The organism is Arthrobacter sp. NyZ413 (assembly GCF_049390645.1).
GTDB lineage: Bacteria > Actinomycetota > Actinomycetes > Actinomycetales > Micrococcaceae > Arthrobacter.
The window spans coordinates 4262926-4284773 of the sequence record NZ_CP155434.1 but is presented as its reverse complement, the minus strand read 5'-3'; the positions used below and the strand labels follow the sequence as shown (position 1 = coordinate 4284773).

The 21848-nt window shown below is 65.8% G+C and carries 20 protein-coding genes; 17 read left to right on the top strand and 3 right to left on the bottom strand.

Annotated elements, in window-relative coordinates; all coding sequences use genetic code 11:
• Nucleotides 1-133: 133 nt before the first annotated feature.
• The 11 genes from ABCW42_RS19980 to ABCW42_RS19930 all read left to right on the top strand — a co-directional run bounded on the left by ABCW42_RS19980 (nucleotide 134) and on the right by ABCW42_RS19930 (nucleotide 10652).
• Nucleotides 134-1033: a shikimate dehydrogenase gene (locus ABCW42_RS19980; RefSeq protein ID WP_423182822.1), complete on the top strand. Its 900-nt coding sequence runs from the start codon at nucleotides 134-136 to the stop codon at nucleotides 1031-1033.
• Entirely contained in the window at nucleotides 1033-2961 is a 1929-nt protein-coding gene (locus tag ABCW42_RS19975) for a bifunctional sugar phosphate isomerase/epimerase/4-hydroxyphenylpyruvate dioxygenase family protein (RefSeq protein WP_423182821.1), read from the top strand. Before ABCW42_RS19980 ends, ABCW42_RS19975 begins: the two co-directional genes overlap by 1 nt.
• 42 nt (nucleotides 2962-3003) lie before the next feature.
• The gene (gene pcaH, locus ABCW42_RS19970) at nucleotides 3004-3879 is read left to right on the top strand and encodes a protocatechuate 3,4-dioxygenase subunit beta (RefSeq protein ID WP_423182820.1); all 876 of its coding nucleotides are present in this window, start codon (nucleotides 3004-3006) and stop codon (nucleotides 3877-3879) included.
• Between the two features lie 4 nt (nucleotides 3880-3883).
• Complete coding sequence (gene pcaG / locus ABCW42_RS19965) at nucleotides 3884-4474, top strand: protocatechuate 3,4-dioxygenase subunit alpha (RefSeq protein WP_423182819.1); 591 nt, start codon at nucleotides 3884-3886, stop codon at nucleotides 4472-4474.
• The gene (locus ABCW42_RS19960) at nucleotides 4471-5943 is read left to right on the top strand and encodes a class-II fumarase/aspartase family protein (protein WP_423182818.1); all 1473 of its coding nucleotides are present in this window, start codon (nucleotides 4471-4473) and stop codon (nucleotides 5941-5943) included. Before pcaG ends, ABCW42_RS19960 begins: the two co-directional genes overlap by 4 nt.
• On the top strand, nucleotides 5936-6739 hold the full coding sequence (locus ABCW42_RS19955; RefSeq protein ID WP_423182817.1) for an alpha/beta fold hydrolase: 804 nt from the start codon (nucleotides 5936-5938) through the stop codon (nucleotides 6737-6739). Before ABCW42_RS19960 ends, ABCW42_RS19955 begins: the two co-directional genes overlap by 8 nt.
• Nucleotides 6736-7182, top strand: a complete 447-nt coding sequence (gene pcaC / locus ABCW42_RS19950) for a 4-carboxymuconolactone decarboxylase (RefSeq protein ID WP_423182816.1) — start codon at nucleotides 6736-6738, stop codon at nucleotides 7180-7182. Before ABCW42_RS19955 ends, pcaC begins: the two co-directional genes overlap by 4 nt.
• 28 nt (nucleotides 7183-7210) lie before the next feature.
• Entirely contained in the window at nucleotides 7211-8413 is a 1203-nt protein-coding gene (locus ABCW42_RS19945; protein ID WP_423182815.1) for a thiolase family protein, read from the top strand.
• 6 nt (nucleotides 8414-8419) lie between these two features.
• The gene (locus ABCW42_RS19940; RefSeq protein WP_423182814.1) at nucleotides 8420-9079 is read left to right on the top strand and encodes a 3-oxoacid CoA-transferase subunit A; all 660 of its coding nucleotides are present in this window, start codon (nucleotides 8420-8422) and stop codon (nucleotides 9077-9079) included.
• Nucleotide 9080: 1 nt separating this feature from the next.
• The gene (locus tag ABCW42_RS19935; RefSeq protein WP_423182813.1) at nucleotides 9081-9746 is read left to right on the top strand and encodes a 3-oxoacid CoA-transferase subunit B; all 666 of its coding nucleotides are present in this window, start codon (nucleotides 9081-9083) and stop codon (nucleotides 9744-9746) included.
• Nucleotides 9747-9830: 84 nt separating this feature from the next.
• The gene (locus ABCW42_RS19930) at nucleotides 9831-10652 is read left to right on the top strand and encodes an IclR family transcriptional regulator domain-containing protein (RefSeq protein ID WP_423182812.1); all 822 of its coding nucleotides are present in this window, start codon (nucleotides 9831-9833) and stop codon (nucleotides 10650-10652) included.
• A gap of 11 nt (nucleotides 10653-10663) precedes the next feature.
• Here ABCW42_RS19930 and ABCW42_RS19925 read toward each other — a convergent pair whose 3' ends face one another.
• Nucleotides 10664-14329: a hypothetical protein gene (locus ABCW42_RS19925; protein ID WP_423182811.1), complete on the bottom strand. Its 3666-nt coding sequence runs from the start codon at nucleotides 14327-14329 to the stop codon at nucleotides 10664-10666.
• A gap of 12 nt (nucleotides 14330-14341) precedes the next feature.
• Here ABCW42_RS19925 and ABCW42_RS19920 point away from each other — a divergent pair, with 12 nt between their 5' ends.
• On the top strand, nucleotides 14342-14572 hold the full coding sequence (locus ABCW42_RS19920) for a hypothetical protein (protein WP_423182810.1): 231 nt from the start codon (nucleotides 14342-14344) through the stop codon (nucleotides 14570-14572).
• On the opposite strand, the gene ABCW42_RS19915 is transcribed toward ABCW42_RS19920, so the two are convergent.
• Complete coding sequence (locus ABCW42_RS19915; RefSeq protein ID WP_423182809.1) at nucleotides 14569-15180, bottom strand: NADPH-dependent FMN reductase; 612 nt, start codon at nucleotides 15178-15180, stop codon at nucleotides 14569-14571. The two genes, ABCW42_RS19920 and ABCW42_RS19915, sit on opposite strands and share 4 nt — an antisense overlap.
• A 208-nt stretch (nucleotides 15181-15388) precedes the next feature.
• On the opposite strand from ABCW42_RS19915, the gene ABCW42_RS19910 reads away from it, so the two are divergent.
• The 3 genes from ABCW42_RS19910 to ABCW42_RS19900 are packed head-to-tail and all read left to right on the top strand — an operon-like array spanning nucleotide 15389 to nucleotide 18281.
• Nucleotides 15389-16573, top strand: a complete 1185-nt coding sequence (locus ABCW42_RS19910) for a Re/Si-specific NAD(P)(+) transhydrogenase subunit alpha (RefSeq protein ID WP_423182808.1) — start codon at nucleotides 15389-15391, stop codon at nucleotides 16571-16573.
• Nucleotides 16573-16911 carry an NAD(P) transhydrogenase subunit alpha gene (locus tag ABCW42_RS19905; RefSeq protein WP_423182807.1) on the top strand — a complete coding sequence of 113 codons (339 nt, stop codon included), beginning with the start codon at nucleotides 16573-16575 and terminating at the stop codon, nucleotides 16909-16911. Before ABCW42_RS19910 ends, ABCW42_RS19905 begins: the two co-directional genes overlap by 1 nt.
• Nucleotides 16908-18281: an NAD(P)(+) transhydrogenase (Re/Si-specific) subunit beta gene (locus ABCW42_RS19900; RefSeq protein WP_423182806.1), complete on the top strand. Its 1374-nt coding sequence runs from the start codon at nucleotides 16908-16910 to the stop codon at nucleotides 18279-18281. Before ABCW42_RS19905 ends, ABCW42_RS19900 begins: the two co-directional genes overlap by 4 nt.
• Here ABCW42_RS19900 and ABCW42_RS19895 read toward each other — a convergent pair.
• On the bottom strand, nucleotides 18268-18927 hold the full coding sequence (locus ABCW42_RS19895) for a hypothetical protein (protein WP_423182805.1): 660 nt from the start codon (nucleotides 18925-18927) through the stop codon (nucleotides 18268-18270). The genes ABCW42_RS19900 and ABCW42_RS19895 overlap by 14 nt on opposite strands.
• Before the next feature lie 270 nt (nucleotides 18928-19197).
• Between ABCW42_RS19895 and ABCW42_RS19890 the strand changes: the two genes are divergently transcribed.
• Complete coding sequence (locus tag ABCW42_RS19890) at nucleotides 19198-20253, top strand: iron ABC transporter substrate-binding protein (RefSeq protein WP_423182804.1); 1056 nt, start codon at nucleotides 19198-19200, stop codon at nucleotides 20251-20253.
• A 118-nt stretch (nucleotides 20254-20371) separates the two neighbouring features.
• The gene (locus tag ABCW42_RS19885; RefSeq protein WP_423182803.1) at nucleotides 20372-21844 is read left to right on the top strand and encodes an APC family permease; all 1473 of its coding nucleotides are present in this window, start codon (nucleotides 20372-20374) and stop codon (nucleotides 21842-21844) included.
• The last annotated feature ends 4 nt before the right edge of the window (nucleotides 21845-21848 follow it).

Here is a 21848-nt window from a genome sequence, read left to right as displayed (position 1 = left end):
GATAAGAACACTAGTGCAATATATGAACATTTTGTGTAGTCTGATCCATAACGCCCGACGAAGCGGCCCGCGCCAGGCATGGAAGCCAGCGCCAGCCGATCCGCAGGTGCAGTTGTCAAAGGAGCAATGAAGTATGAGCAACCGAGCCGAATCCTTCCTGGTGGGCCTTATCGGCGAAGGCGTCATCCCTTCGCTGACGCCGCCCATGCATGAGAGGGAGGCCGACGTCCAGGGGCTGCGCTACCTGTACCGGCCCATCGACCTGCTGGAGCTCTCCCTGCCGGGTTCCGCCGTCGGGGACCTCCTGGTCTCCGCGTCCCGGCTCGGCTACAACGGCCTCAACATCACCCATCCGTGCAAGCAACTGGTGCTGCCGTTCCTTGACGAGATTTCCGACGACGCGCGCCGGCTCGGTGCGGTGAACACGGTCCTGATCGAAGACGGCCGCTTCATTGGCCACAACACCGACTTTTCCGGTTTCGCTTCCGCTCTGGCCGCAGGCCTTCCCGACGCCGGCCTGGAGCGCGTCGTCCAGCTTGGCGCCGGAGGAGCCGGCTCCGCCGTCGCGTACGCACTCCTCTCCGCCGGCGTGAAGACGCTGGACCTCGTGGACGTGGATCCCGCACGCGGTGCGGAGCGCGCCGTCGAGCTTTCCGCTTTGTTCCCGGACCGGACAATAACGGCGCGTACGACGGCGGAGCTGCCGCAGCTTATGCCGCTCGCCGACGGTTTGGTGCACTGCACCCCGGTGGGCATGGCCGCCCATCCCGGCCTCCCACTGGACATGTCCCTCGTGGAATCCCGCCACTGGGTCGCGGACATCGTCTACCGTCCGATCGAGACCGCGCTGGTCCTCGAAGCCAGGGCCAAGGGTTGCCGGGTGCTCGACGGCGGCCGGATGGCAGTGGGCCAGGCCGCCGACGCTTTCCGCATCTTCACAGGCCGCGACGCCGATCCCGAACGGATGCGGGCACATTTCCTGGAACTTGTGGGCGCCGAAGAAGCCAAGGCGCTCGCGGGAGCTGGTCACTGATGCGCACGGGAATCGCCACGGTCTGCCTGTCCGGCACCCTCAAGGAAAAGATGCAAGCCTGTGCGGTTGCGGGTTTTGACGGTATCGAGATTTTCGAACAGGACCTGGTCACGTCGTCCCTGAGCCCGGAGGACATCCGGAAGATGGCCGCCGACCTTGGCCTCAGCCTTGACCTGTACCAGCCGTTCCGCGACTTCGACGGCGTCTCCGAGGACATCCTGCAAGAGAACCTGCGCCGGGCGGACGCGAAGTTCAAGCTCATGTCCCGCCTGGGCATGGACACCATCCTGGTATGCACCAACGTGGGAACCGCCACGATCGACGACGACGACCTCCGGGCCGAGCAGCTCGCCCGACTCGCCACACTGGCCGGTGAACACGGCGTCAAAGTGGCGTACGAAGCGCTCGCCTGGGGCAAATACGTCAATGACTATGAGCACGCACACCGCCTCGTGTCCGCCGTCGACCACCCGCACCTTGGCACCTGCCTCGATTCCTTCCACATCCTTTCCCGCGATTGGGACACTGCACCGATCGCGGACATCCAGGCCGGGAAGATCTTCTTCGTCCAGGTGGCCGACGCCCCGAAACTTTCCATGGACGTGCTGTCCTGGAGCCGCCACTACCGCGTCTTCCCGGGCGAAGGGCAGTTCGAGCTCGCGAAGTTCATGGGCCACGTTGTCCGCGCCGGCTACTCCGGTCCGGTCTCGTTGGAGGTCTTCAACGATGTCTTCCGGCAGTCCGACGTCGAACGCACAGCCGTCGACGCCATGCGTTCGCTGATCTGGCTCGAGGAACAGAGCGCCAAGTGGCTCGAGGCGAACCCGGCGATCACGACGGCGGGCGGCGGCAACGGTGACATGGGCACCCGGGCGGCAGGCCGCCGTCGTTATCCGATGGAACTGGCCACGCTCCCCAAGGTGGCCGAACCCGCCGGTTTCAACTTCGCCGAGGTCAAGACCGACGAACCCGCCCAGCTCGAAAAACTCCTGGGCCAGCTTGGCTTCGAATTCGACGGCCGCCACCGCACCAAGGACGTCCAGCTCTGGTCCATGGGCCACGCACGCGTCATCATCAACGAACAAGCGCCGTCGCACAGCGAGCCCGCCATCGCGGCGTTGGGGTTCGACGTCGATTCCCCCGTGATTGCCTCAGCCCGTGCCCAGCAACTCAAGGCACCCGTGGTACCGCGCAAGGTCCAGGCCGACGAAGAGGTCTTCCAAGGCATCGCCGCTCCGGACTCCACCGAGATCTTCCTGTGCCAAGGCAACCCCGACGGCACCGCCGCCTGGACTGGTGAATTTGGTGAAGGCAGCGAATTCGGCGAAGGCTTGGAACGCCGCCAGACGGCGGACCCGGCGGTCATTGACCACGTGAACCTGGCCCAGCCCTGGCAGCACTTCGACGAGGCCGTCCTCTTCTACACGAGCGCCCTCGCACTGGAACCGCAGCCGTTTGCCGAAGTGCCGAGCCCCAACGGCCTGGTGCGCTCGCAAGTCATGCAGACGTCCGACAGGGCCGTGCGCCTCGTGCTGAACCTGGCCCCGCTGCTTCACCAAGAACCGGGCCAGCAAGGCAACGGCGGCCGCAAAACCTACCAGGAGCACATAGCGTTCGCCGTTCAGGACCTCGTGGCCACCGCGCGGGCAGCGCGAGCCCGCGGTCTCGAGTTCCTCAAGATTCCGGCCAACTACTACGAGGACCTGGACGCGCGCTTCGCCCTGGACCCGGACTTCCTGGCCACCCTCAAGGAACTCAACCTCCTCTACGACCGGGACGCCAACGGCGAATTCCTGCACTTCTACACCGCCACAGTGGGCAGCGTCTTCTTCGAAATGGTGGAGCGCCGCGGCAACTACGACGGCTATGGAGCCCCCAACGCCCCTGTGCGCCACGCCGTCCAATACGACCACCTGCACCGCTACTAAACCGAAACCGGAATCACGAAACCAACCAGGAAGGAGCCGGCCGTGCAGCTAGATGCAAACGCCGGGCATCACCAAGACGACGAGCTCGTACCCGCGGCTGAACCGCATGCCGGGCACGCGCCGTTGGACGCCGCCGTCGAGACCCAAGCGGACCTGAGCGCCGAGATCAAGGCGATCGGCGACGCTTACGCGCGGGCGCTCAAGGATGGCGCCGCGCCCGAGACGCAGCCCCGGCTCGACTTCGCCCCGTACCGGAGCAGCATCCTGCGGCACCCCACCAAGAGCCTGCACCACGCGGACCCGGAAACCATCGAGCTGTTCTCGCCCGCCTTCGGGCACCAGGACGTGCACGCCCTGGAAGCCGACCTCACCATCCAGCACAACGGCGAACCGCAAGGCGAACGGATCATCGTGCAGGGCAAAGTGCTCGACGGCGACGGCCGCCCCGTAGCGGGACAGCTAGTGGAAATCTGGCAGGCGAACGCCGCCGGCCGGTACATCCACAAGCGCGACCAGCACCCCGCACCGCTCGACCCGAACTTCACCGGCGTCGGACGCTGCATCACCGGCCCGGACGGCTCCTACCGCTTCTCCACCATCAAGCCCGGCGCCTACCCGTGGAAGAACCACCTCAACGCGTGGCGGCCGGCCCACATCCACTTCTCCCTGTTCGGCACGGACTTCACGCAGCGCATCGTCACCCAGATGTACTTCCCCGGCGACCAGTTGTTCCCGCTGGATCCCATTTACCAGTCGATCGTGGACCAAGACGCCCGCGACCGCCTCGTGGCCACGTACGACCACGAACTGACGAGCCCCGAATGGGCCCTGGGCTACAACTGGGACATTGTCCTGACCGGGTCGAAGCGGACCTGGACCGAAAACGAAGCATACGGCGACGCCGGGGACGAGGAGTAGGAACATGAGCAAGCTGACCCCCACTCCCGGCCAGACCGTTGGCCCGTTCTACGGCTACGCCCTCCCCTTCACCAAGGACAACGAGCTCCTTGCACCGGGAAGCCCCGGAAGCATCCGCCTCCAAGGCACCGTGTACGACGGCGCAGGCGAAACCATCCCCGACGCCATCCTGGAAATCTGGCAGCCCGATGCCCACGGCAACGTGGTCCAGCGCACCGGTTCCTTGGTCCGCGACGGCTACACCTTTACCGGCTGGGGCCGCGCTTCCGTCGGCAACTCCGGCGTCTTCACTTTCACCACGGTCAATCCCGGCACCACCCCGCCGGTCCCCGGAAAACCGGCGGCAGCGCCGTTCATCTCGGTGGCCGTCTTCGCGAGAGGCCTCATGAACCGCCTGTTCACCCGCATCTACCTGCCGGAGAACGAGGAAGCCCTCGCGGCCGATCCACTGCTCAGCTCGCTCGAACCCGAGCGCCGCAAAACCCTCATCGCCCGCCGCGACGCCGATGGCGGACTCACGTGGGACCTGCGCCTGCAGGGCACGGACGAGACCGTCTTCCTCGACTTCGAGCGCGTCGAAGGCGCCTCAAAGTGAATATCGACGGCGATTTCGGGCTCCTCAGCCCGGTATCGGCGTCGCCCCTGGTCGCCGCGCTGACCGGGGACCACGCCGTCGTCGCTGCGATCCTCGCCGTCGAGGCCGCCTGGGCGTCCGTACTGGAAGACGCCGGACTGGCTCCCGCTGGATCCGCCGCCGTGGTTGCCCACGCCGCGGATCCGGCGCACTACGACGTCGCTTCGATCGCCGAACGGGCACAGGGCGGCGGAAACCCGGTCATCCCGCTCCTCGTCGAACTCCGGAAGAACGTCAAAACCGCCGACGCCGAACGCGGCCACGTCGGTGCCGGCGCCGCCGTGCACACCTCCCTGACTAGCCAGGACGTGCTGGACACCGCGCTCATGGTGATGATCCGCAACGTCCGCGGAGCGTTGCTCGCCGAAGTGAAGGGAACGACGACGGCGCTCGCCGCCCTCGCGGAACACCATACGGACACGCTGTGCGTCGGCAGGAGCCTGACCCAGCATGCGCTTCCCTTCACGTTCGGGCTCAGGGCCGCGCAGTGGTTCCAGGGAATCGCAGCCGCCGGCCGCCGCTTGCAATCACTTGAGCTTCCGGTGCAGTTCGGCGGGGCTGGAGGGACTTTGGCTTCGGCCTCGGTAATGGCCGGCGACTCTCCTTTGAGCCCCTTCGATCTCGCCGACGCCTTGGCGGCGAAGCTCGGCTTGGCTTCGGCTCCGGCTCCGTGGCAGACCAGCCGCCTCGCCGTGACTGGGGTAGGCGATGCTCTGGCGGCGTTGTCGGACTCCTTCGGCAAGATGGCCGCCGACCTGCTGTTCCTTAGCCGTCCCGAAGTGGCAGAGCTAGGTGAGCCCTTGGCGGCTGGCCGCGGAGGCTCCTCGGCCATGCCGCAAAAGCAGAACCCGGTCCTTTCCATCCTTGTCCGAAGTGCGGCTCTCCAGGCTCCAGGCCTCGCGGCACAACTGCACACTGCTGCCGCGAATTTCAACGATGAACGTCCGGACGGGGCGTGGCACAGCGAGTGGCCGGCCTTGCGCGAACTCCTGAGGCTCACCCTGGGTGCAGCCGCCCAACTCAAGGAACTCGCGGGCGGATTGCGTGTCTTCCCGGAGGCCATGCGCCGAAACCTGGACATCTCCGGGCCGCTGCTGTTGAGCGAGAAGGTGATGGCCGTCGTCGTACCGCTCCTCGACACGGACCACGGCGAGGCGAAAGCCCGGCTACAGGCCGTCGTCGACGAAACGCTCCAAGCGCCCGCAGGTACGCGGTCCGAGAATGAGGAGCAATCCCTGCTGTACGCCAGGCTCCTCCGGGACGCGGTGCCCGCGGACAAGCTTTCCGACGCCGAACTCGACGCGCTGCTGGACCCCGCGAACTATGTGGGCGAGGCCGTCGAAATCGCCCGCCGCATCCTCGCTGCCTTCCCGGAGTATGCCGGGAACCCTGAAACTACCCGGATTCCGAAGGAGGCCAACCGTGGCTAAGCCCAAGATCAAGGCCGTGCTGCTGTCCCCGCAACGGACCCTCGGCGAAAAGCCCCTCTTGGTGGTGGGGCCATCGCTCGGGACCTCCACGGTGCTGTGGACCGAAGCGGCAAGCCTGCTCGGCAACGATTTCGACGTCGTTGGCTGGGACCTTCCGGGACACGGCGTTTCGCCGGCGGCCGCGGAGACGTTCAGCGTCGCCGAGTTGGCCGAATCCGTCGTGGACCTGGTGGACTCGATCGCGCCCGGAGCAGTGTTCCACTACGCCGGTGTTTCCTTGGGCGGCGCCACTGGCCTGCAATTGGGCATCAAGCACGGCGAACGGCTCAAGTCCCTGTCCGTGCAATGCTCCGGCGCGAAGATCGGCACGCCGGAAGGCTGGCTGGAACGCGCCGAGGTTGTCCGTGCACAAGGCACCGCCGTGATGATTCAGGGCTCGGCACAACGTTGGTTCGCGGCTGGGTTCATGGACCGCGAGCCCGTTGTCAGCAGCCGCCTCCTGCACTCCCTGCGCGACGCCGACCGTTTCAGCTACGCCTTTTGCTGCGAAGCCCTCGCCGCTTTCGATGTCCGTTCCGAGCTCGGGAGTGTCACGGTCCCGACCCAAGCGGTAGCCGGCGTCGAGGACACGGTGGCTCCGCCGTCGTTCGCTGAAGAAACGGCGGCGGGAATCAACGCCGGGGGCGGGTCCGCTGTGGCGGTAGCGCTCGACGGCGTCGCGCACCTTGCGCCCGCCGAGGCGCCTGCCGCGGTTGCGGACCTGATGCGGAACTTCATGGAAGAGGCTGGAAAATGAGCCACGAATCTTCGCAGGGCGCAGTTGAATCGCAAGGCGCGGTCCAGCGAGGGGCAACCTCGCAGGAAATCTACGACGCCGGCATGGTGGTCCGCCGCGAAGTGCTCGGCGACGCCCACGTTGACCGCGCCAACGCGAACAAGGACGAATTCACCGACGACTTCCAGGACATGATCACCCGGATCGCCTGGGGCGGCATTTGGACCAGGCCCGGCATCGACCGGCGCATGCGTTCGGCCGTCACCATCACCGCCATGGTGGCGCATGGGCACTGGGAGGAACTCGCCATGCACATCCGCGCCGCCATGACCAACGGGCTCAGCAGGGACGAAGTCAAAGAAATCCTGCTGCAGACCGCCATCTACTGCGGAGTCCCCTCCGCCAACACCGCATTCAAAACCGCGCAACAGGTCTTCGCCGCGATGGACGAAGCCGCCCGCTAGCCGGGGCCCACGAGAATTTGAGGAACACATGAACCAGGCTTTTGTTTACGATGCCGTGCGGACGCCTTTCGGGAAGTTCGGCGCCGGCCTTGCGGGGATCCGTCCGGACGACCTCGCGGCGCACGTGGTGCGCGAGTCGGTCAAGCGCGCCCCGGGGCTGGATGTTGAGCGGATCGACGAGGTGGTGTTCGGCAACGCGAACGGCGCGGGCGAGGAGAACCGCAACGTCGCCCGTATGGCCACGCTGCTGGCCGGCTTGCCGACGTCGATCCCGGGGACCACGGTCAACCGCTTGTGCGGGTCGTCGCTGGACGCCGCGATCATCGCGTCGCGCCAGATCAATGCCGGCGACGCCGATCTGGTGCTCGTGGGCGGCGCCGAATCGATGAGCCGCGCCCCGTGGGTGCTGCCGAAGACGGCCAAGCCCTACCCGGCCGGCGACATGACGTTGGCATCGACCACGTTGGGTTGGCGCCTCGTTAACCCGGCCATGCCGAAAGAGTGGACCGTTTCCCTGGGCGAGGCCACGGAGCGCTTGCGTGAGAAGTACGGGATCAGCCGGGAGCGGCAGGACGAGTTCGCCGCCGCGTCCCACAACCTCGCCGCCGCGGCGTGGGACGAAGGGTTCTACGACAACCTGGTGACCGCGGTTCCGGGAACGGACCTTGTCCGGGACGAGGGGATCCGGGCGGGTTCGACGGCGGAGAAGCTGGCCGGATTGAAGACGGTGTTCCGGCCGGAGGAATCCGGCACGGTGACGGCGGGCAACGCGTCGCCGTTGTCCGACGGCGCCTCCGCGGCCTGGATCGGCAGCGAAAGCGCCGCCGGGCTGCTCGGGCTCGAGCCGTTGGCCCGCATCGCCGGGCGCGGCGCACACGGCAATGATCCCCAGTACTTCGGTTTCGCTCCGGTGGAAGCGGCAAACAAGGCCCTCGCGAAGGCGGGCATCGGCTGGGACGAGGTTGGCGCCGTCGAACTTAACGAAGCATTCGCAGCGCAGTCCCTGGCTTGCATCGATGCGTGGGGGATCGACCCGACGATCGTGAACCGGCACGGTGGCGCGATCGCGATGGGCCACCCGCTGGGTGCCTCGGGCACGAGGATCCTGGGGACGCTCGCGCGCAGCTTGCAGGCCTCCGGGCAGCGCTGGGGCGTGGCGGCGATCTGCATCGGAGTCGGGCAAGGCCTGGCCGTGGTGCTGGAAAACGTCACTGCCGGAATTAAGGGTTAAGGGACGATGCTGAATTTCATTGACACAGTGGGCGAAGCTATTGCCGACATCAAGGACGGTTCTACCGTCATGATCGGCGGTTTCGGCAACGCAGGGCAGCCGTTCGAACTCATCGACGCGCTGCTGGATTCCGGGGCGACCGATCTGACTGTGGTGAACAACAACGCCGGCCAGGGAGACCAAGGCTTGGCGCTGCTCATCAAGGAAGGGCGGGTGCGCAAGATGATCTGCTCCTTCCCCCGCCAGTCCGATTCCTGGCACTTCGACGCGAAGTTCAAGGCCGGGGAAATCGAACTCGAACTGGTTCCCCAAGGCAACCTGGCCGAGCGGATCCGCGCCGCGGGAGCCGGCATCGGCGGGTTCTTCACCCCCACGGGGTACGGCACCATGCTCGCCGAGGGCAAGGAAACCCGCCTGTTGGACGGCAAGTGGCAGGTCTTCGAAACACCCATCCACGCCGACGTCGCGCTCATCAAGGCACTCAAGGCGGACGGCAAAGGCAACCTCGTGTACCGCAAGACCGCCCGGAACTTCGGGCCGATCATGGCCGCCGCGGCGAAACACACCATCGTGCAGGTCTCTGAGATCGTACCGATCGGAGCCTTGGACCCCGAGAACGTGGTGACCCCGGGAATCTACGTCAACAGCATCGTGAAGGTGGCCTGATATGAGCATCCAGACCAATGTGCAGACCTCGGCAACACCGCTGGGCCGCGACGAGCTGGCCGCCCTCGTGGCCCGGGACATCGCGCCCGGCTCGTTCGTGAACCTCGGCATCGGGCAGCCGACCCTGGTCTCCAACTATCTCAGCGACGAGCAGAACATCACCCTCCACACGGAGAACGGCATGCTCGGCATGGGCCCTGAAGCCCACGGGGACGAGATCGACGGCGACCTCATCAACGCGGGCAAGATCCCCGTCACCGAGCTCCCCGGCGCCTCGTACTTCCACCACGCCGATTCCTTCGCGATCATGCGTGGCGGGCACCTGGACATTTGCGTGCTCGGCGCCTTCCAGGTCTCGGCCACGGGTGACCTCGCCAACTGGCACACCGGGGCACCGGACGCGATCCCGGCTGTCGGCGGAGCCATGGACCTGGCCACCGGCGCCAAGGACGTGTTCGTCATGATGACCCTGCTGACCCGCGAAGGCGCCTCCAAGCTCGTGGAACAGTGCAGCTACCCGTTGACCGGCGTTGGCTGCGTGACCCGCGTGTACACGGACAAGGCCGTGTTCCTCACCGGTCCCGACGGCGTCAGCGTGCGTGAAACCTTCGGCTGCACCCTCGAAGAACTCCAAGCCTTGGTGCCGGTCCCGCTCAAGGCTGTTTGACGTGACGCGAGTTGGCAGCAAATGCCCCTCGGAAGGATTCCCAAGGGCATCTGCTGCCAGCTCGCGCCCATAAGATTGGTAACCATGACCGACGCAGCAGTATCCGGAGCGCCGCAGGCCGGTTCCCCGCAGGCGAGCGACCAGTACGTTCAATCACTGGCCCGCGGGCTCTCCGTGATCCGCGCTTTCGACGCCGCCAACCCCGTCATGACCCTCAGCGAAGTGGCGGCGCGGACCAGCCTGACCCGAGCCACGGCCCGGCGTTTCCTGCACACCTTGGTGGAACTGGGGTATGTCCGCACGGACGGCAAGACCTTCGCGCTGACGGCGATGGTGCTGCAGCTTGGTTACTCGTATCTGTCCGCATTGTCATTGCCCCAGCTCGCGCAGCCGCACCTTGAGGAGCTGTCAGTGAAGCTGGGGGAGTCGACGTCGGCCGCCGTGCTGGACGGCGCGGATATCTTCTACGTGGCGAGGGTTGCCACCCGCCGGATCATGACAGTGGGAATCACTGTGGGAACCCGCTTCCCGGCGTATGCCACGTCCATGGGGCGCGTCCTCTTGGCGGACCTCCCGGGACCGAAAATCGAGGAGTATGTGTCCTCGCTGGAGTTCAAGGCCCTCACTCCGCGAACCCTGACGTCACGAGCGGAGCTACTGGCCGAGCTGGACCGGGTGCGCGCTCAGGGCTGGTGCGTCCTGGACCAGGAACTGGAGTTGGGCCTCATGTCCGTCGCGGCGCCGGTGCGCAATGCGGCCGGCAAGGTGGTGGCCGCCGTCAACGTCTCGCTCCAGGCCCAGAACGTCGCAGCCCAGCCGGACCCCAATGCCTATGTCGACTCGGTCCGCGATGAAATCGTGCGCACCGCCGGCCTGATCTCGGCGGATATCGCGGCGAAGCACTAGGACGCGTCCGCCTACATCCACAAGCTCGTCACGCCGCCCGCGCCCTGCACTTGCACGGGTACGGTGCTCCCGGTCGTATTGCCGTTTCCGAGTTGGCCTTGGGTGTTGTAGCCCCAGGCGCGGACCGTTCCGTCACTGAGCAGCGTGAAGACATCGTAGATGCTGGCGCTGAGGGATTTCACTCCTGCGAGGCCCTGCACCTGGACCGGAACGGAACTGTTCGTGATGGTGCCGTTTCCAAGTTGGCCGTACCAGTTGGCGCCCCAGGACCGGACTGTTCCATCCGCGAGCACCGCGAAGGCTGAGACTTCACTGGCGGCAATGCTGGCAACCCCCGTGAGGCCCTGGACCTGGACGGGAACGCTGCTGTTGGCGGTGCTGCCGTTCCCGAGCTCGCCGTAAGTTCCCAAGCCCCACGCCCAGGCCGTTCCATTCCGGAGGACTGCGTATGCCGTTCCACCGTTCGCCGCGAAGGATGCTGCGCTGGCGAGCCCGTTCACCTGGACCGGGACACTACTGTTGGCTTTATTCCCATTGCCGAGTTGGCCGTAGCCGTTGAATCCCCAGGCCCGGAGGGTCCCGTCTGCCAGTACCGCCCATGCACTGCCATAGCTGGCCGAGACCGTCGAAACGCCAGCGAGTCCTTGCACCTGGACAGGGACGGCGCTGTTGGTGGTGGTTCCGTTGCCCAGTTGGCCGGACTGGTTGGATCCCCACGCACGGACTGTACCGTCGCTCAGCAGCGCGTAGGCCGATCCGCCGTTGACGGTGATGGCGGCTACCTTGCTGAGCCCGGTGACTTGTACCGGAGTGGTGCTGTTGGTGTTCGTCCCGTTGCCCAACTGCCCTGATGAATTGTCGCCCCACGCCCACACTGTGCCGTCTCCCAGCAGCGCGTAAGCCGTGCTCCCGCTCGCGGCCACGGAGACGGCACCGGACAATCCGGTGACCCGGACAGGGACGCTGCTGTCCGTCGTCGTACCGTTCCCGAGCTGGCCGAATCCGTTTCCACCCCACGCCCAAACGGACCCGTTCGTGAGCGCCGCATACTTCGTGGTTTGGCCTTGGGCTGCCATGAAGATGCCATCGAGTCCCGTTACGCCCACCGGCACGCTGCTGTAGGACGTCGATCCGGACGCGCCGAGTTGGCGACTGTAGTTGTCACCCCACGCGCTGACCGTCCCGTTGGCCAGCAACGCGAACGCCGTTCCCCTCCCAACAGCCATGGCGACCGCTCCGTTAACACCGCTGGCTTGCACCGGGCCGGTGCTGTTGGCGGTGGTTCCGTTGCCGAGTTGCCCTGCCTGGTTGAGTCCCCATGCACGGACCGTTCCGTCGCGAAGTACGGCGTACGCGGCCATGGTGGTGGAGTTCGCTTTGTCCACTGAGACAAAGGCAGCTCCGGTGATGCCTGGGATTTGGATGGGGAGGGTGCTGTTGGTGGTGGTTCCGTTGCCGAGTTGTCCGGCCTGGTTGGCTCCCCATGCACGGACGGTCCCGTCACCCAGGACGGCGTACGCGGTGCCTTTGCTCGCCGTGATGGAGGCGACGTTGCTCAGGCCTTGGACGCGGACGGGGTTGTTGTTGTCGCTTGTGGTTCCGTTGCCGAGCTCGCCCGATCCGTTTACGCCCCACGACCGCACCGTCTTATCGGACAGGAGGGCATACGCGTTGGAGTTGCTTGCCACGATGGACGCCACCCCGCTAAGCCCGGAGACCTGGACGGGAACGTTGCTGTTGTTCGCGGAGCTTCCGCTGCCGAGTTGGCCGCTCGAATTATCTCCCCAGGCGCGGATGGTGCCGTCGGACAAGAGGGCGTACGCCGTGAAATCGCTGGCCGTAATCGACGCGACGCCAGAGAGCCCGGAGACCTGGACCGGGGTGCTGCTGCCCGTGCCGGTAGTGCCATTGCCAAGTTGGCCAACGAAGTTGGAGCCCCAAGACCGCACGGTTCCGTCACGCAGCACGGCGTACGCTCCGTTGTAGGTGGCCGTAATCGACGCGACGCCGGAGAGCCCGGAAACCTGGATCGGCGTGCTGCTGGAGGTGACCCCGGTGCCGAGCTGGCCGGCGGCGCTGTCTCCCCACACACGGACGGTCCCGTCGGCCAGCAGGGCGTACGCCGTGCGGCCGTTGATCGCGATGGATGTGACGCCGGATAGCCCGCTGACCTGTACAGGGCTGCCGCTATCGGTTGTGGTGCCGTTGCCGAGCTGGCCCTGCCCGTTGTAGCCCCAGGCCCGGACCGTCCCGTCGGACAACAGCGCGAAAGTCGTGGCGCCGTCGCCCGCGATTGCCGTGACACCGGACAAGCCGGAGATGGCCGCGGGGACGGCAACATAAGGCACGGTCCCGTTGCCGAGTTGGCTCGAACGGTTGTCGCCCCATGTGCTCGGAGAGCTGCTCGACGATCCGGCGAGGAAGTAGCCCGCGACGTCGGCGATCAACTGGGTGGCGCCCGCGGAGCGGTTGAACAAGGCGATCTGTCCGTCGCCACCGAGGGGAACGGTGACGGAGCCCGGAATGGTCTGGCCGGTCGAGAAATTGATGTTGGACGCGTTGGGGCGAGGGGTTCCGGAGGCGAACGCGGTGATGAACCCGAACGATTGCGGGGCTGTCACGGTGAGGTTGAAGACAGCCGCTGCCGCGCTGGCGGGGATCCCGCTCACGCCGCCCACTCGGAAGGACACCGTGCCGTCAGGACTGGCGGGTGCGCTGTTTCGCGTATCAAGGAGCCGCGACGGCGTTATCGGAACGAAGACGCCGGGCGCCGTCGGGGTTCCGGCAAGGTAGTAGCCCGCGACGTCCGCGATCAGCTGGGTGGCGCCGGAGGAGCGGTTGAAGAGGACCACTTTGCCGTCGGCGCCCACTGGCACTGTCACCGAATTCGGAACGGTTTGATCGGTCGCGAAGTTGATGTTGGACGAGTTGGGCCGCGGCGTTCCGGAAGCGTAGGCGGTAATGAACCCGAACGACGTCGGACTCACCACCGTGAGGTTGAACGTCACCGCGGAAACGTTCGCGGGAATGCCGGCGACGCCGCCGACTTGGAAGGACACCGTTCCGTCAGGGCCGGCAGGGGACGAGCCGCGCGTATCCAGGAGCCGGGCCGGGGTGATGGGTACGAACGCTCCCGCGGCCGTGGGCGTGCCTGGGAGGTAGTAGCCGGAAACGTCCGCAATGAGCTGGGTGGTGCCCGAGGACCGGTTGAAGAGGACAACCCTCCCGTCTGCGCCCACGGGAACCGTGACCGAGTTCGGGATCGTTTGGCCGCTGGAGAAGTTCACGTTGGAGGCGTTCGGCCGGTTGCCGCCCGAGGCGTACGCAGTAATGAATCCGAAGGACTGCGGGGCCGTAACGGTGAGGTTGAAGACAACGGCGGCGACGTTGGCCGGAATGCCGTTGACCCCGCCCACTTGGAAGGACACGGTTCCGTCCGGGCCTGCCGGCGCGGAATTGCGGGTGTCGAGGAGTCGTGCCGGCGATATGGGAATGAACGCGCCCGGGGTGCTTGGCTTCCCCGAGGTCCCCGTGACCGCGACGGGCGTGGTTGCCGGTCCACCTTCGACCGAAGCGACTGCGCTCGGCGCGGCGAGACCCGAAACTGCCAGCACGACACCCAAAGCAACGGCGAACCCCGCGGCCTTTCGGCGCAGCCTTGCACGCAAAGAAACCATGAAATCCCCGAAATGACATGGCTCCCGATGACGGACGAGCCGCTATTGATCCTCGCGAAAATTACCACACGGCAGCGGCCAACATCCGTTGTGACGCAGTTCCTGGACCTCTTTGAATCCGTGGATGTCCGGCACGCCGTGATTTACCGGCGCGCCGCCGTCGGAGTCGGGGCAAAAGAGGTCACGACGGCGGCCGGCCGGCCAACGCTTCGCTGGCCGGCCAACGCTTCGCTGGGCAGCTAGCGCGTCAGCTTCGCACTGTCCGGATGCTGGTCGCCGATGTGCCCGGGGGCGTTGGCTGCCAAGACTCGCTGGACGAAGGCGCTGTACTCTTCCATGAAGTGGCGCAGCATCGCGGCCGTGCCCTCATTCACGACGGACCCGTCCTCGGCATAGGCCGCGGCGTCGTACTTGATGTAGGCCTCCGGGGCGTTCAGTTGCGGTGCGTCGAGGAAGCTCAGGACGCTGCGCATGTTGGACTGCATCACGGCTGTCCCGATGCTGCCTGGCGAGGTGCCGATGAGGCCCGTGGGCTTGCGCGCAAACGAGTTCGTGCCCCAGGGACGGGAACCCCAGTCGATTGCATTCTTCAGGGCACCGGGGATGGAGCGGTTGTATTCGGGAGAGACGAACAGGATGCCGTCCGACGCCGCGATCGCGTCCTTGAGCGCACGGCCCGCCGGCGGGTACTCGGCGTCGTAGTCCGGACTGTAGAGGGGAAGGTCCTTGATGGGGATTTCCGTGAATTCAAGCTCTTCCGGTGCCACGCTGATGAGCGCCTTGGCGAGGACCCGGTTGATGGAGCGGCTTGAAAGGCTGCCGACGAAGTATCCGATCTTGTACGTTGCCATAGCTGTGTTCCTTCCCGACGGCGCGGCCGGAACCGGCTCATCGACGGTACGGTAACTGGAGGCTCCCAGCCACAGCGAGCTTAGTGGAGCGTCTGGCAGATGTGAATGGCCACAGCCGCAGGCACGCCCCCTCCCGCCCACGCCTTTCCAGCCTTAGACTCAAGCCAACGATGGCTCGGACCGGGGACGTTTCGGGAAGGGAGCACGGGTGAAACTCGGCATAGCGAGGGAACGCCTGGAAGGCGAACGGCGTGTGGCTGCGACGCCGGAAACGGTCAAGCAACTGGCCGCGCTGGGACTCGAAGTGCTCGTCGAAAGCGGTGCCGGAGCGGCCGCGGGACATCACGACGAGGAATACCGCGAAGCCGGCGCAGCCATCGTTTCAGACCTGGCGGTGGGCACCCTTGACGTGTTCGCGCACGTCCGGCCCCTCGAGCCAACGACGGCGGCCGCCCTGCACCGGGGCGCGGTCACCGTGGGACTCGCCTCGCCGTCGTCGGAACTTGCCACCGTCCGGGCGCTCGCGGAAGCGGGAGTCACGTCCTTCGCCCTCGAACTCGTGCCGCGCATCTCCCGTGCGCAATCGATGGATGCGCTCACATCCCAAGCGCTCGTGACGGGCTACCGTTGCGTGCTCGAGGCGGCCATGCGCTTGCCCCGCTTCTTCCCCCTGTACATGACCGCGGCCGGAACCATCCCGCCCGCCCGGGTGCTGGTCCTTGGCGCCGGAGTGGCCGGGCTACAGGCCATCGGCACCGCCAAAAGGCTCGGCGCGCGTGTCTCCGCGAACGATATCCGGCCCGCCTCCGCCGACGAGGTCGCCTCCATGGGCGGCACGTTCATCAAGCTCGACGTCGAAACTGCGGAGGCCTCGGGCGGTTACGCGCGCGAACTCAGCGCGGACCGCGGCGCCCTGCAACGCCAACTGCTCGCCCCGCACGTCGCCCAAGCTGACGTGCTGATCACGACGGCGGCCGTCCCCGGAAGGCGGGCACCGCTCCTGGTGAGCCGCGACATGGTGCGGCAAATGCGCCCAGGATCGGTCGTCGTCGACCTCGCCGCCGAATCGGGTGGAAACGTGGAGGGCTCGGTGCCCGGCCTCGACCTTGAGGTGCCCACCGCGGACGGCCAGGGAGCGGTCATCCTGGTGGGCATGAAGGACGCGGCATCGTCCATGCCCGCGGATGCCTCGCGCCTGTACGCCAAGAACGTCGCCAACTTGCTGGCACTGATGGTCCGCGACGGTGCCCTCGTTCCCGACTTCGACGACGAAGTGGTGGCGGGTTCCTGCCTGACGCACGACGGCGTGGTGCGGCACGGCCCCACCGCCGAGGCCCTGGGGGCTGTCGAGTCAATGGGCTCCAAGGATTCGGCGAACGAGGGGGTTTCCTAATGGACGGCATCGCCCTGCTTACCATCACGGTGCTGGCGGTCTTCGTGGGTTTCGAAGTGGTTTCCAAGGTTTCGAGCACGCTGCATACGCCCCTGATGTCCGGAGCGAACGCCATCCACGGAATCATCCTGGTGGGCGCCATCATCGTGGCCGGGCAGGCCTCCGATCCGTGGGTGCTCGCCGTGGCGCTGCTCGCCGTCGTGCTCGCGACGGCCAACCTGGTGGGCGGATTCGTGGTGACGGACCGCATGCTCGAAATGTTCCGCGGCCGCACGAAGCAGCTTCCCGCCAAAAAGTCCGCGGCCGTGGACACCAAGGCCAAGGAAGGGACGCGATGACCCTCATCGATCCGGTGTGGACCTCCCTTCTTTACCTTGCCGCGGCCGTGTGCTTCATCCTCGCGCTCAAGGGCTTGAACTCTCCGCGGACCGCACGGCGGGGCAACCTCGTGGGCGCATTTGGTGCGGCGCTCGCCGTCGCCACCGTCTTTTTCTCGGTCAAGATGGACAACGTTCCCTGGATCCTGGGCGCGATGGTGGTTGGCTCCGGGGTGGCCGCGCCGGTTGCCCGCCAGGTGAAAATGACCCAGATGCCGCAGCTTGTGGCCTTGTTCAACGGAGTTGGCGGTGGCGCCGCCGCGCTGGTGGCGCTCCTTGAACTCGGTCACGCCGAGGACGCCGCGGTGCGGGTGGCCATTGTGTTCACCCTGCTGGTGGGGGCCGTGTCCTTCGCGGGGTCGGGCATCACGTTCTCCAAGCTGCAGGAGCTCATGACCACCCGCCCCGTGGTGTTCCCCGGCCTCCCGGCCCTCATGTCAGCCGTGCTGCTCGCCGCGGTGGCTGCCGCCGTCGGGGTTGTTTTCAGCGGTTCGCTGCCGCTCGCCTTGGTGCTCCTGCTGCTGGGCCTCGCAGCCGGTGTTTTGCTCGTGCTGCCGGTGGGCGGCGCGGACGTGCCGATTGTCATCTCCCTGCTGAACGCGTTCACCGGGTTGGCCGTGGCCGCCTCCGGGTTGGTGCTCGGCAACGTGTTGTTGGTGGTGGCGGGCACCTTGGTGGGTGCGTCCGGCACTATCCTGACCCGGGCCATGGCGGCGGCCATGGGCCGCAGCGTCGCGGGAATCCTCTTTGGTGCGTTCAGGGGAGGCTCGACGGCGGGTTCGACGGCGGTGAGCGACCGTCCGGTGCGGTCATCCAGCGCGGAGGACGTCGCGGTGCTCCTGGGCTACGCGCAACGGGTCATCATCGTCCCGGGCTACGGGCTCGCGGTTGCCCAAGGCCAGCACACGGCAGCGGAACTGGCGCTGGCGCTTGAGGAGCGGGGTATCGACGTCGATTTCGCGATCCACCCCGTGGCCGGGCGCATGCCGGGGCACATGAACGTCCTCCTCGCCGAAGCGAACGTGCCCTACGAGTCGCTCAAGGAAATGGCCGAGATCAATTCCGAGTTCCGAACCGCGGACGTCGCCTTGGTGGTGGGGGCGAACGACGTCGTCAATCCCGCCGCGAAGACCACGGCCGGCTCGCCGATCTACGGCATGCCCATCTTGGAAGTTGCCGATGCACGGCAAGTCGTCTTCCTCAAACGATCGATGCGCCCGGGGTTCGCCGGGATCGAGAACGACCTCATGTACGAGCCGCAAACCACCCTTTTGTTCGGCGATGCCAAGGATTCCCTGACCAAGGTGCTCAGCGCGGTCAAGGCTTTGTAGCCGCCGGTCCTTGAGGTTGTTGTTCGATCTCGACGTAGTAGATCGCCCGTCCGCCGTGCCGGCGGAGGAGACGCCGCGGGCGGGGTGCGGGCCGGTAGAGGTGTCCGAAAGGGTCGCGCACCGTTGCTTTCCGGGGTTCGCCAAGGCTTCCCACGAGGCCGTCCACGTCAGTCAACGTTTTGAGGTGGGACACATGCCCGTTGGTCTCGACGGTCCATGGGACTTGGGTCTGCTGGATGGCTTGGGTGTCTTCGCCGGCGAGTTCGAGGCAGAGCGTTTCGAAAATTCCCGCCACGAGGGGTTCCAGCACTTTCGGGTAGAAGCGGAGCAAACGATGGTGCCGGGTCTCCCTGTGCCGGTCGTTCATCCACGCTTCGCGCAGCCAGGTGAACTCCACCCGGCCAAGGGGCGCGCCGATTCGTAGCGTCCTGCCGTCTTCCAACGTCAAGCGGTAGTCGTTGCCTGCCCGGTCGAAAATGCTCGCCGCTTCGGCAACGTACTCGAAGTCGTCGAGCACCGCGGCTTCGGATGGGTAGTAGGTGAAATCGCCGTTGTCATCCACCGCCACAAAGTCACCGTAGCGTGACCGCGAACCCGGCAGGCCGTCGTCGTGCTTTGCAGTGTTTGTAAACGCGTTACCGGTCATGATGGATCAGCTTCCTGGGAAAGGCGGAACGTGCATTGGTGCCTCCCTTCATGAGAGCACCCGGCGTGGATGCCGCTGCCGGTCTTGATGGTTTCCATACGGCTGGAGGCCGAGATTTTGCGACCTCTTAACGCGACCCGTAACAGTCTGTTCCGGCGTGACTCGAATTACGCAACAAAGATATGCTCTTATTTGCAGTCAGCTGTGCCGCGCCCCGCCTCCGAGGCAACCCCAACTGTTCCGGTCCCCGTCGGAACCCGAAAGGCCCCCATGAAATTCGGCTTCAAAACTGCCACGACCATCGCCGTCGCCTCGGCTTCGCTCCTGGCCCTTTCGGCGTGCAGCGGCGGGTCCGCTTCGACGTCGGGCTCCGCTTCCGGCGCTACGGCTGCCGGTGGCGACAGCATCGTGGTCTATAACGCCCAGCATGAAAACCTCACCGGCGCCTGGGTGGCGGCCTTCACCAAGGCGACGGGCATCAAAGTGACACTCCGCAACGGGGACGACCTTGAGATGAGCAACCAGCTGAGCGAAGAGGGAAAGAATTCCCCCGCGGACGTCTTCCTGACCGAAAACTCCCCGGCTATGGTGCGGATTGCGAATGCCGGCCTGCTCGCGCCTGTAGACAAGGCCACCCTGGACCAGGTTCCTTCGCAGTACCGGCCCTCCACGGGCAACTGGACGGGCATCGCCGCACGTTCAACCGTGCTCGCGTACAACAAGAACAAATTGAGCGCGGATCAGCTCCCCAAGTCCCTCATGGACCTCGCCGACCCGGCTTGGAAGGGCCGCATCGGCGCGTCAACGGGAGGCGCCGATTTCCAGGCGATCGTCAGCGCGATGCTCGAACTCAAGGGCCAGGACGCTACCGAGAAGTGGCTGGAAGCCGCGAAGACCAACTTCAAGTCCTACAAGGACGACACACCGGTCCTTGCTGGAGTCAACGCCGGTGAAGTCGACGCTGGAGTGCTGTACCACTACTACTCCTTCGTAGACCAGGCCCAAACCGGCGAGAACAGCAAGAACGTCTCCCTCTACTACTTCAAGAACCAGGATCCGGGCGCATTTGTCAGCGTCTCGGGTGGTGCAGTCCTTGCCTCCAGCAAGAAGCAGGCCGAAGCGCAGGAATTCCTGAAGTTCATCACGGGCAAGGAGGGCCAGCAGGTCCTGCAGACCGGCGACTCCTTCGAATACACCGTCGGCTCGGACGTACCCGCCAACCCGAAGCTCGTTCCGCTGAAGGATCTCCAGGCGCCGTCGATCGACCCCGCCAAGCTCAACAGCGACAAGGTGACCGAGCTGATGACCCAGGCGGGGCTGCTCTAAGTCCTGCCCGTTTCTTGGCGCCAGGAAGGCCGGCCTGCACTCGGTGCGGGCCGGCCTTCGGCGTCCAAACCGCACGCTCCTCTTGACGTGGAATGTGATCTACGCCAACAATAAGTGAATGGCTTTCACTAATGAAAAAACGGCAACGGCGCCGCCTGTCACCCCGCTCCCCGAAGCGCGGCTCAAAAAGAACGCGATCGGTACGCGCGACATCGTGTTCATGCTCGTCTCGGCAGCGGCACCGCTGACCATCGTCGTCGGAATCGCCCCGCTCGCCTTGGCGGTCGGCGGCGTCGGCGCCCCCTCCATCTACATCGCCGCGGCACTGGGCCTGGGCCTCTTCGCCATCGGCTTCATGGCGTTGACGCGCCACGTCCAGTCCTACAGCGGCTTCTACGGTTACATCGCCAAGACCCTCGGCCGCGTAGTTGGACTTGGCTCCGGGCTCACCGCGTGGATGAGCTACAACGGCCTGCAAATCGGGCTCTACGGCCTGCTCGGCATCCAGGCGAACCTCGCCGTGAAGTCCTTTACCGGCCTCGAACTTCCGTGGTGGCTCTACGCAATCGTCTCGATCGCTGCCGTGTGGTACTTGGGCTGGCGGGGTATCGACGTCGGCGCCAGGGTTCTCGCTGTCCTGCTCACCTTGGAGACGGCGATCGTCGCGATCGTCGCCGTGTTTGTCCTGGCTCGTGGCGGCGCGCACGGCATCGGCTTTGAATCCTTCAGCTCGGACGCGATTTTCTCCCCGAAGTTCGCGGCGATCCTGGGGCTGGGTTTCTCGGCCTTCATGGGATTCGAATCGGGAGCCCTGTACCGCGAAGAAGCCCGTGACCCGGACAGGAGCGTCCCGCGGGCCACCTACATTTCCATCGCGTTCATTGGTGCTTTCTACGCCTTCGCGGTGTGGATCATCGTCCAGGCCTTCGGCCCCAATGCCGTGCAGGAGTTCGCTGCGGGACACCTCGACGCAGGCGACACCGCCTACATCGCGGCCGGCAACTTCGCGGGCGAATGGTGCGTGAACCTCATGAGCGTGCTGATCGTCACCAGCATCTTTGCCGCCCAATTGTCCTTCCACAACACCATCAACCGCTACACCCTGTCCCTGAGCCGCGAGGGCATCTTCCCCAAACGCTCCGGCCGGATCAGTCCGCGGTACAGCACGCCTTCGGTCGCCGGCGTCGATCAGACGATACTCGCGCTTGTCCTCGTCATCGCGGCAGCGCTGCTCAAGTTGGATCCCTTCACCCAATTCGTCATCTGGACCAATACTCCGGGCGTGCTCGGCGTCCTGCTCCTGCAGGCGCTGGCGGGAGTCGGCGTCGTTGCCTTCTTCCTGCGCCGCAAGGACCGCACCTTGCCTTGGTACGTTATTCCGTCCGCCATCGCGGCCACCATCATCATGTGCATCGTGGGTTGCTTGATGGTCAACAATGCCCAGCTCATCACGGGCCTGCCCGCCGGCGATCCCGTCAACACCACGCTTTTGGTCATTGCGCCGATCCTGTTCATTGCCGGAACCGTCCTGGCCCTCGTACTGCGCAGGGTGAACCGTGCCGCCTACGGGCGGATCGGCCACGTGGAGTAACATC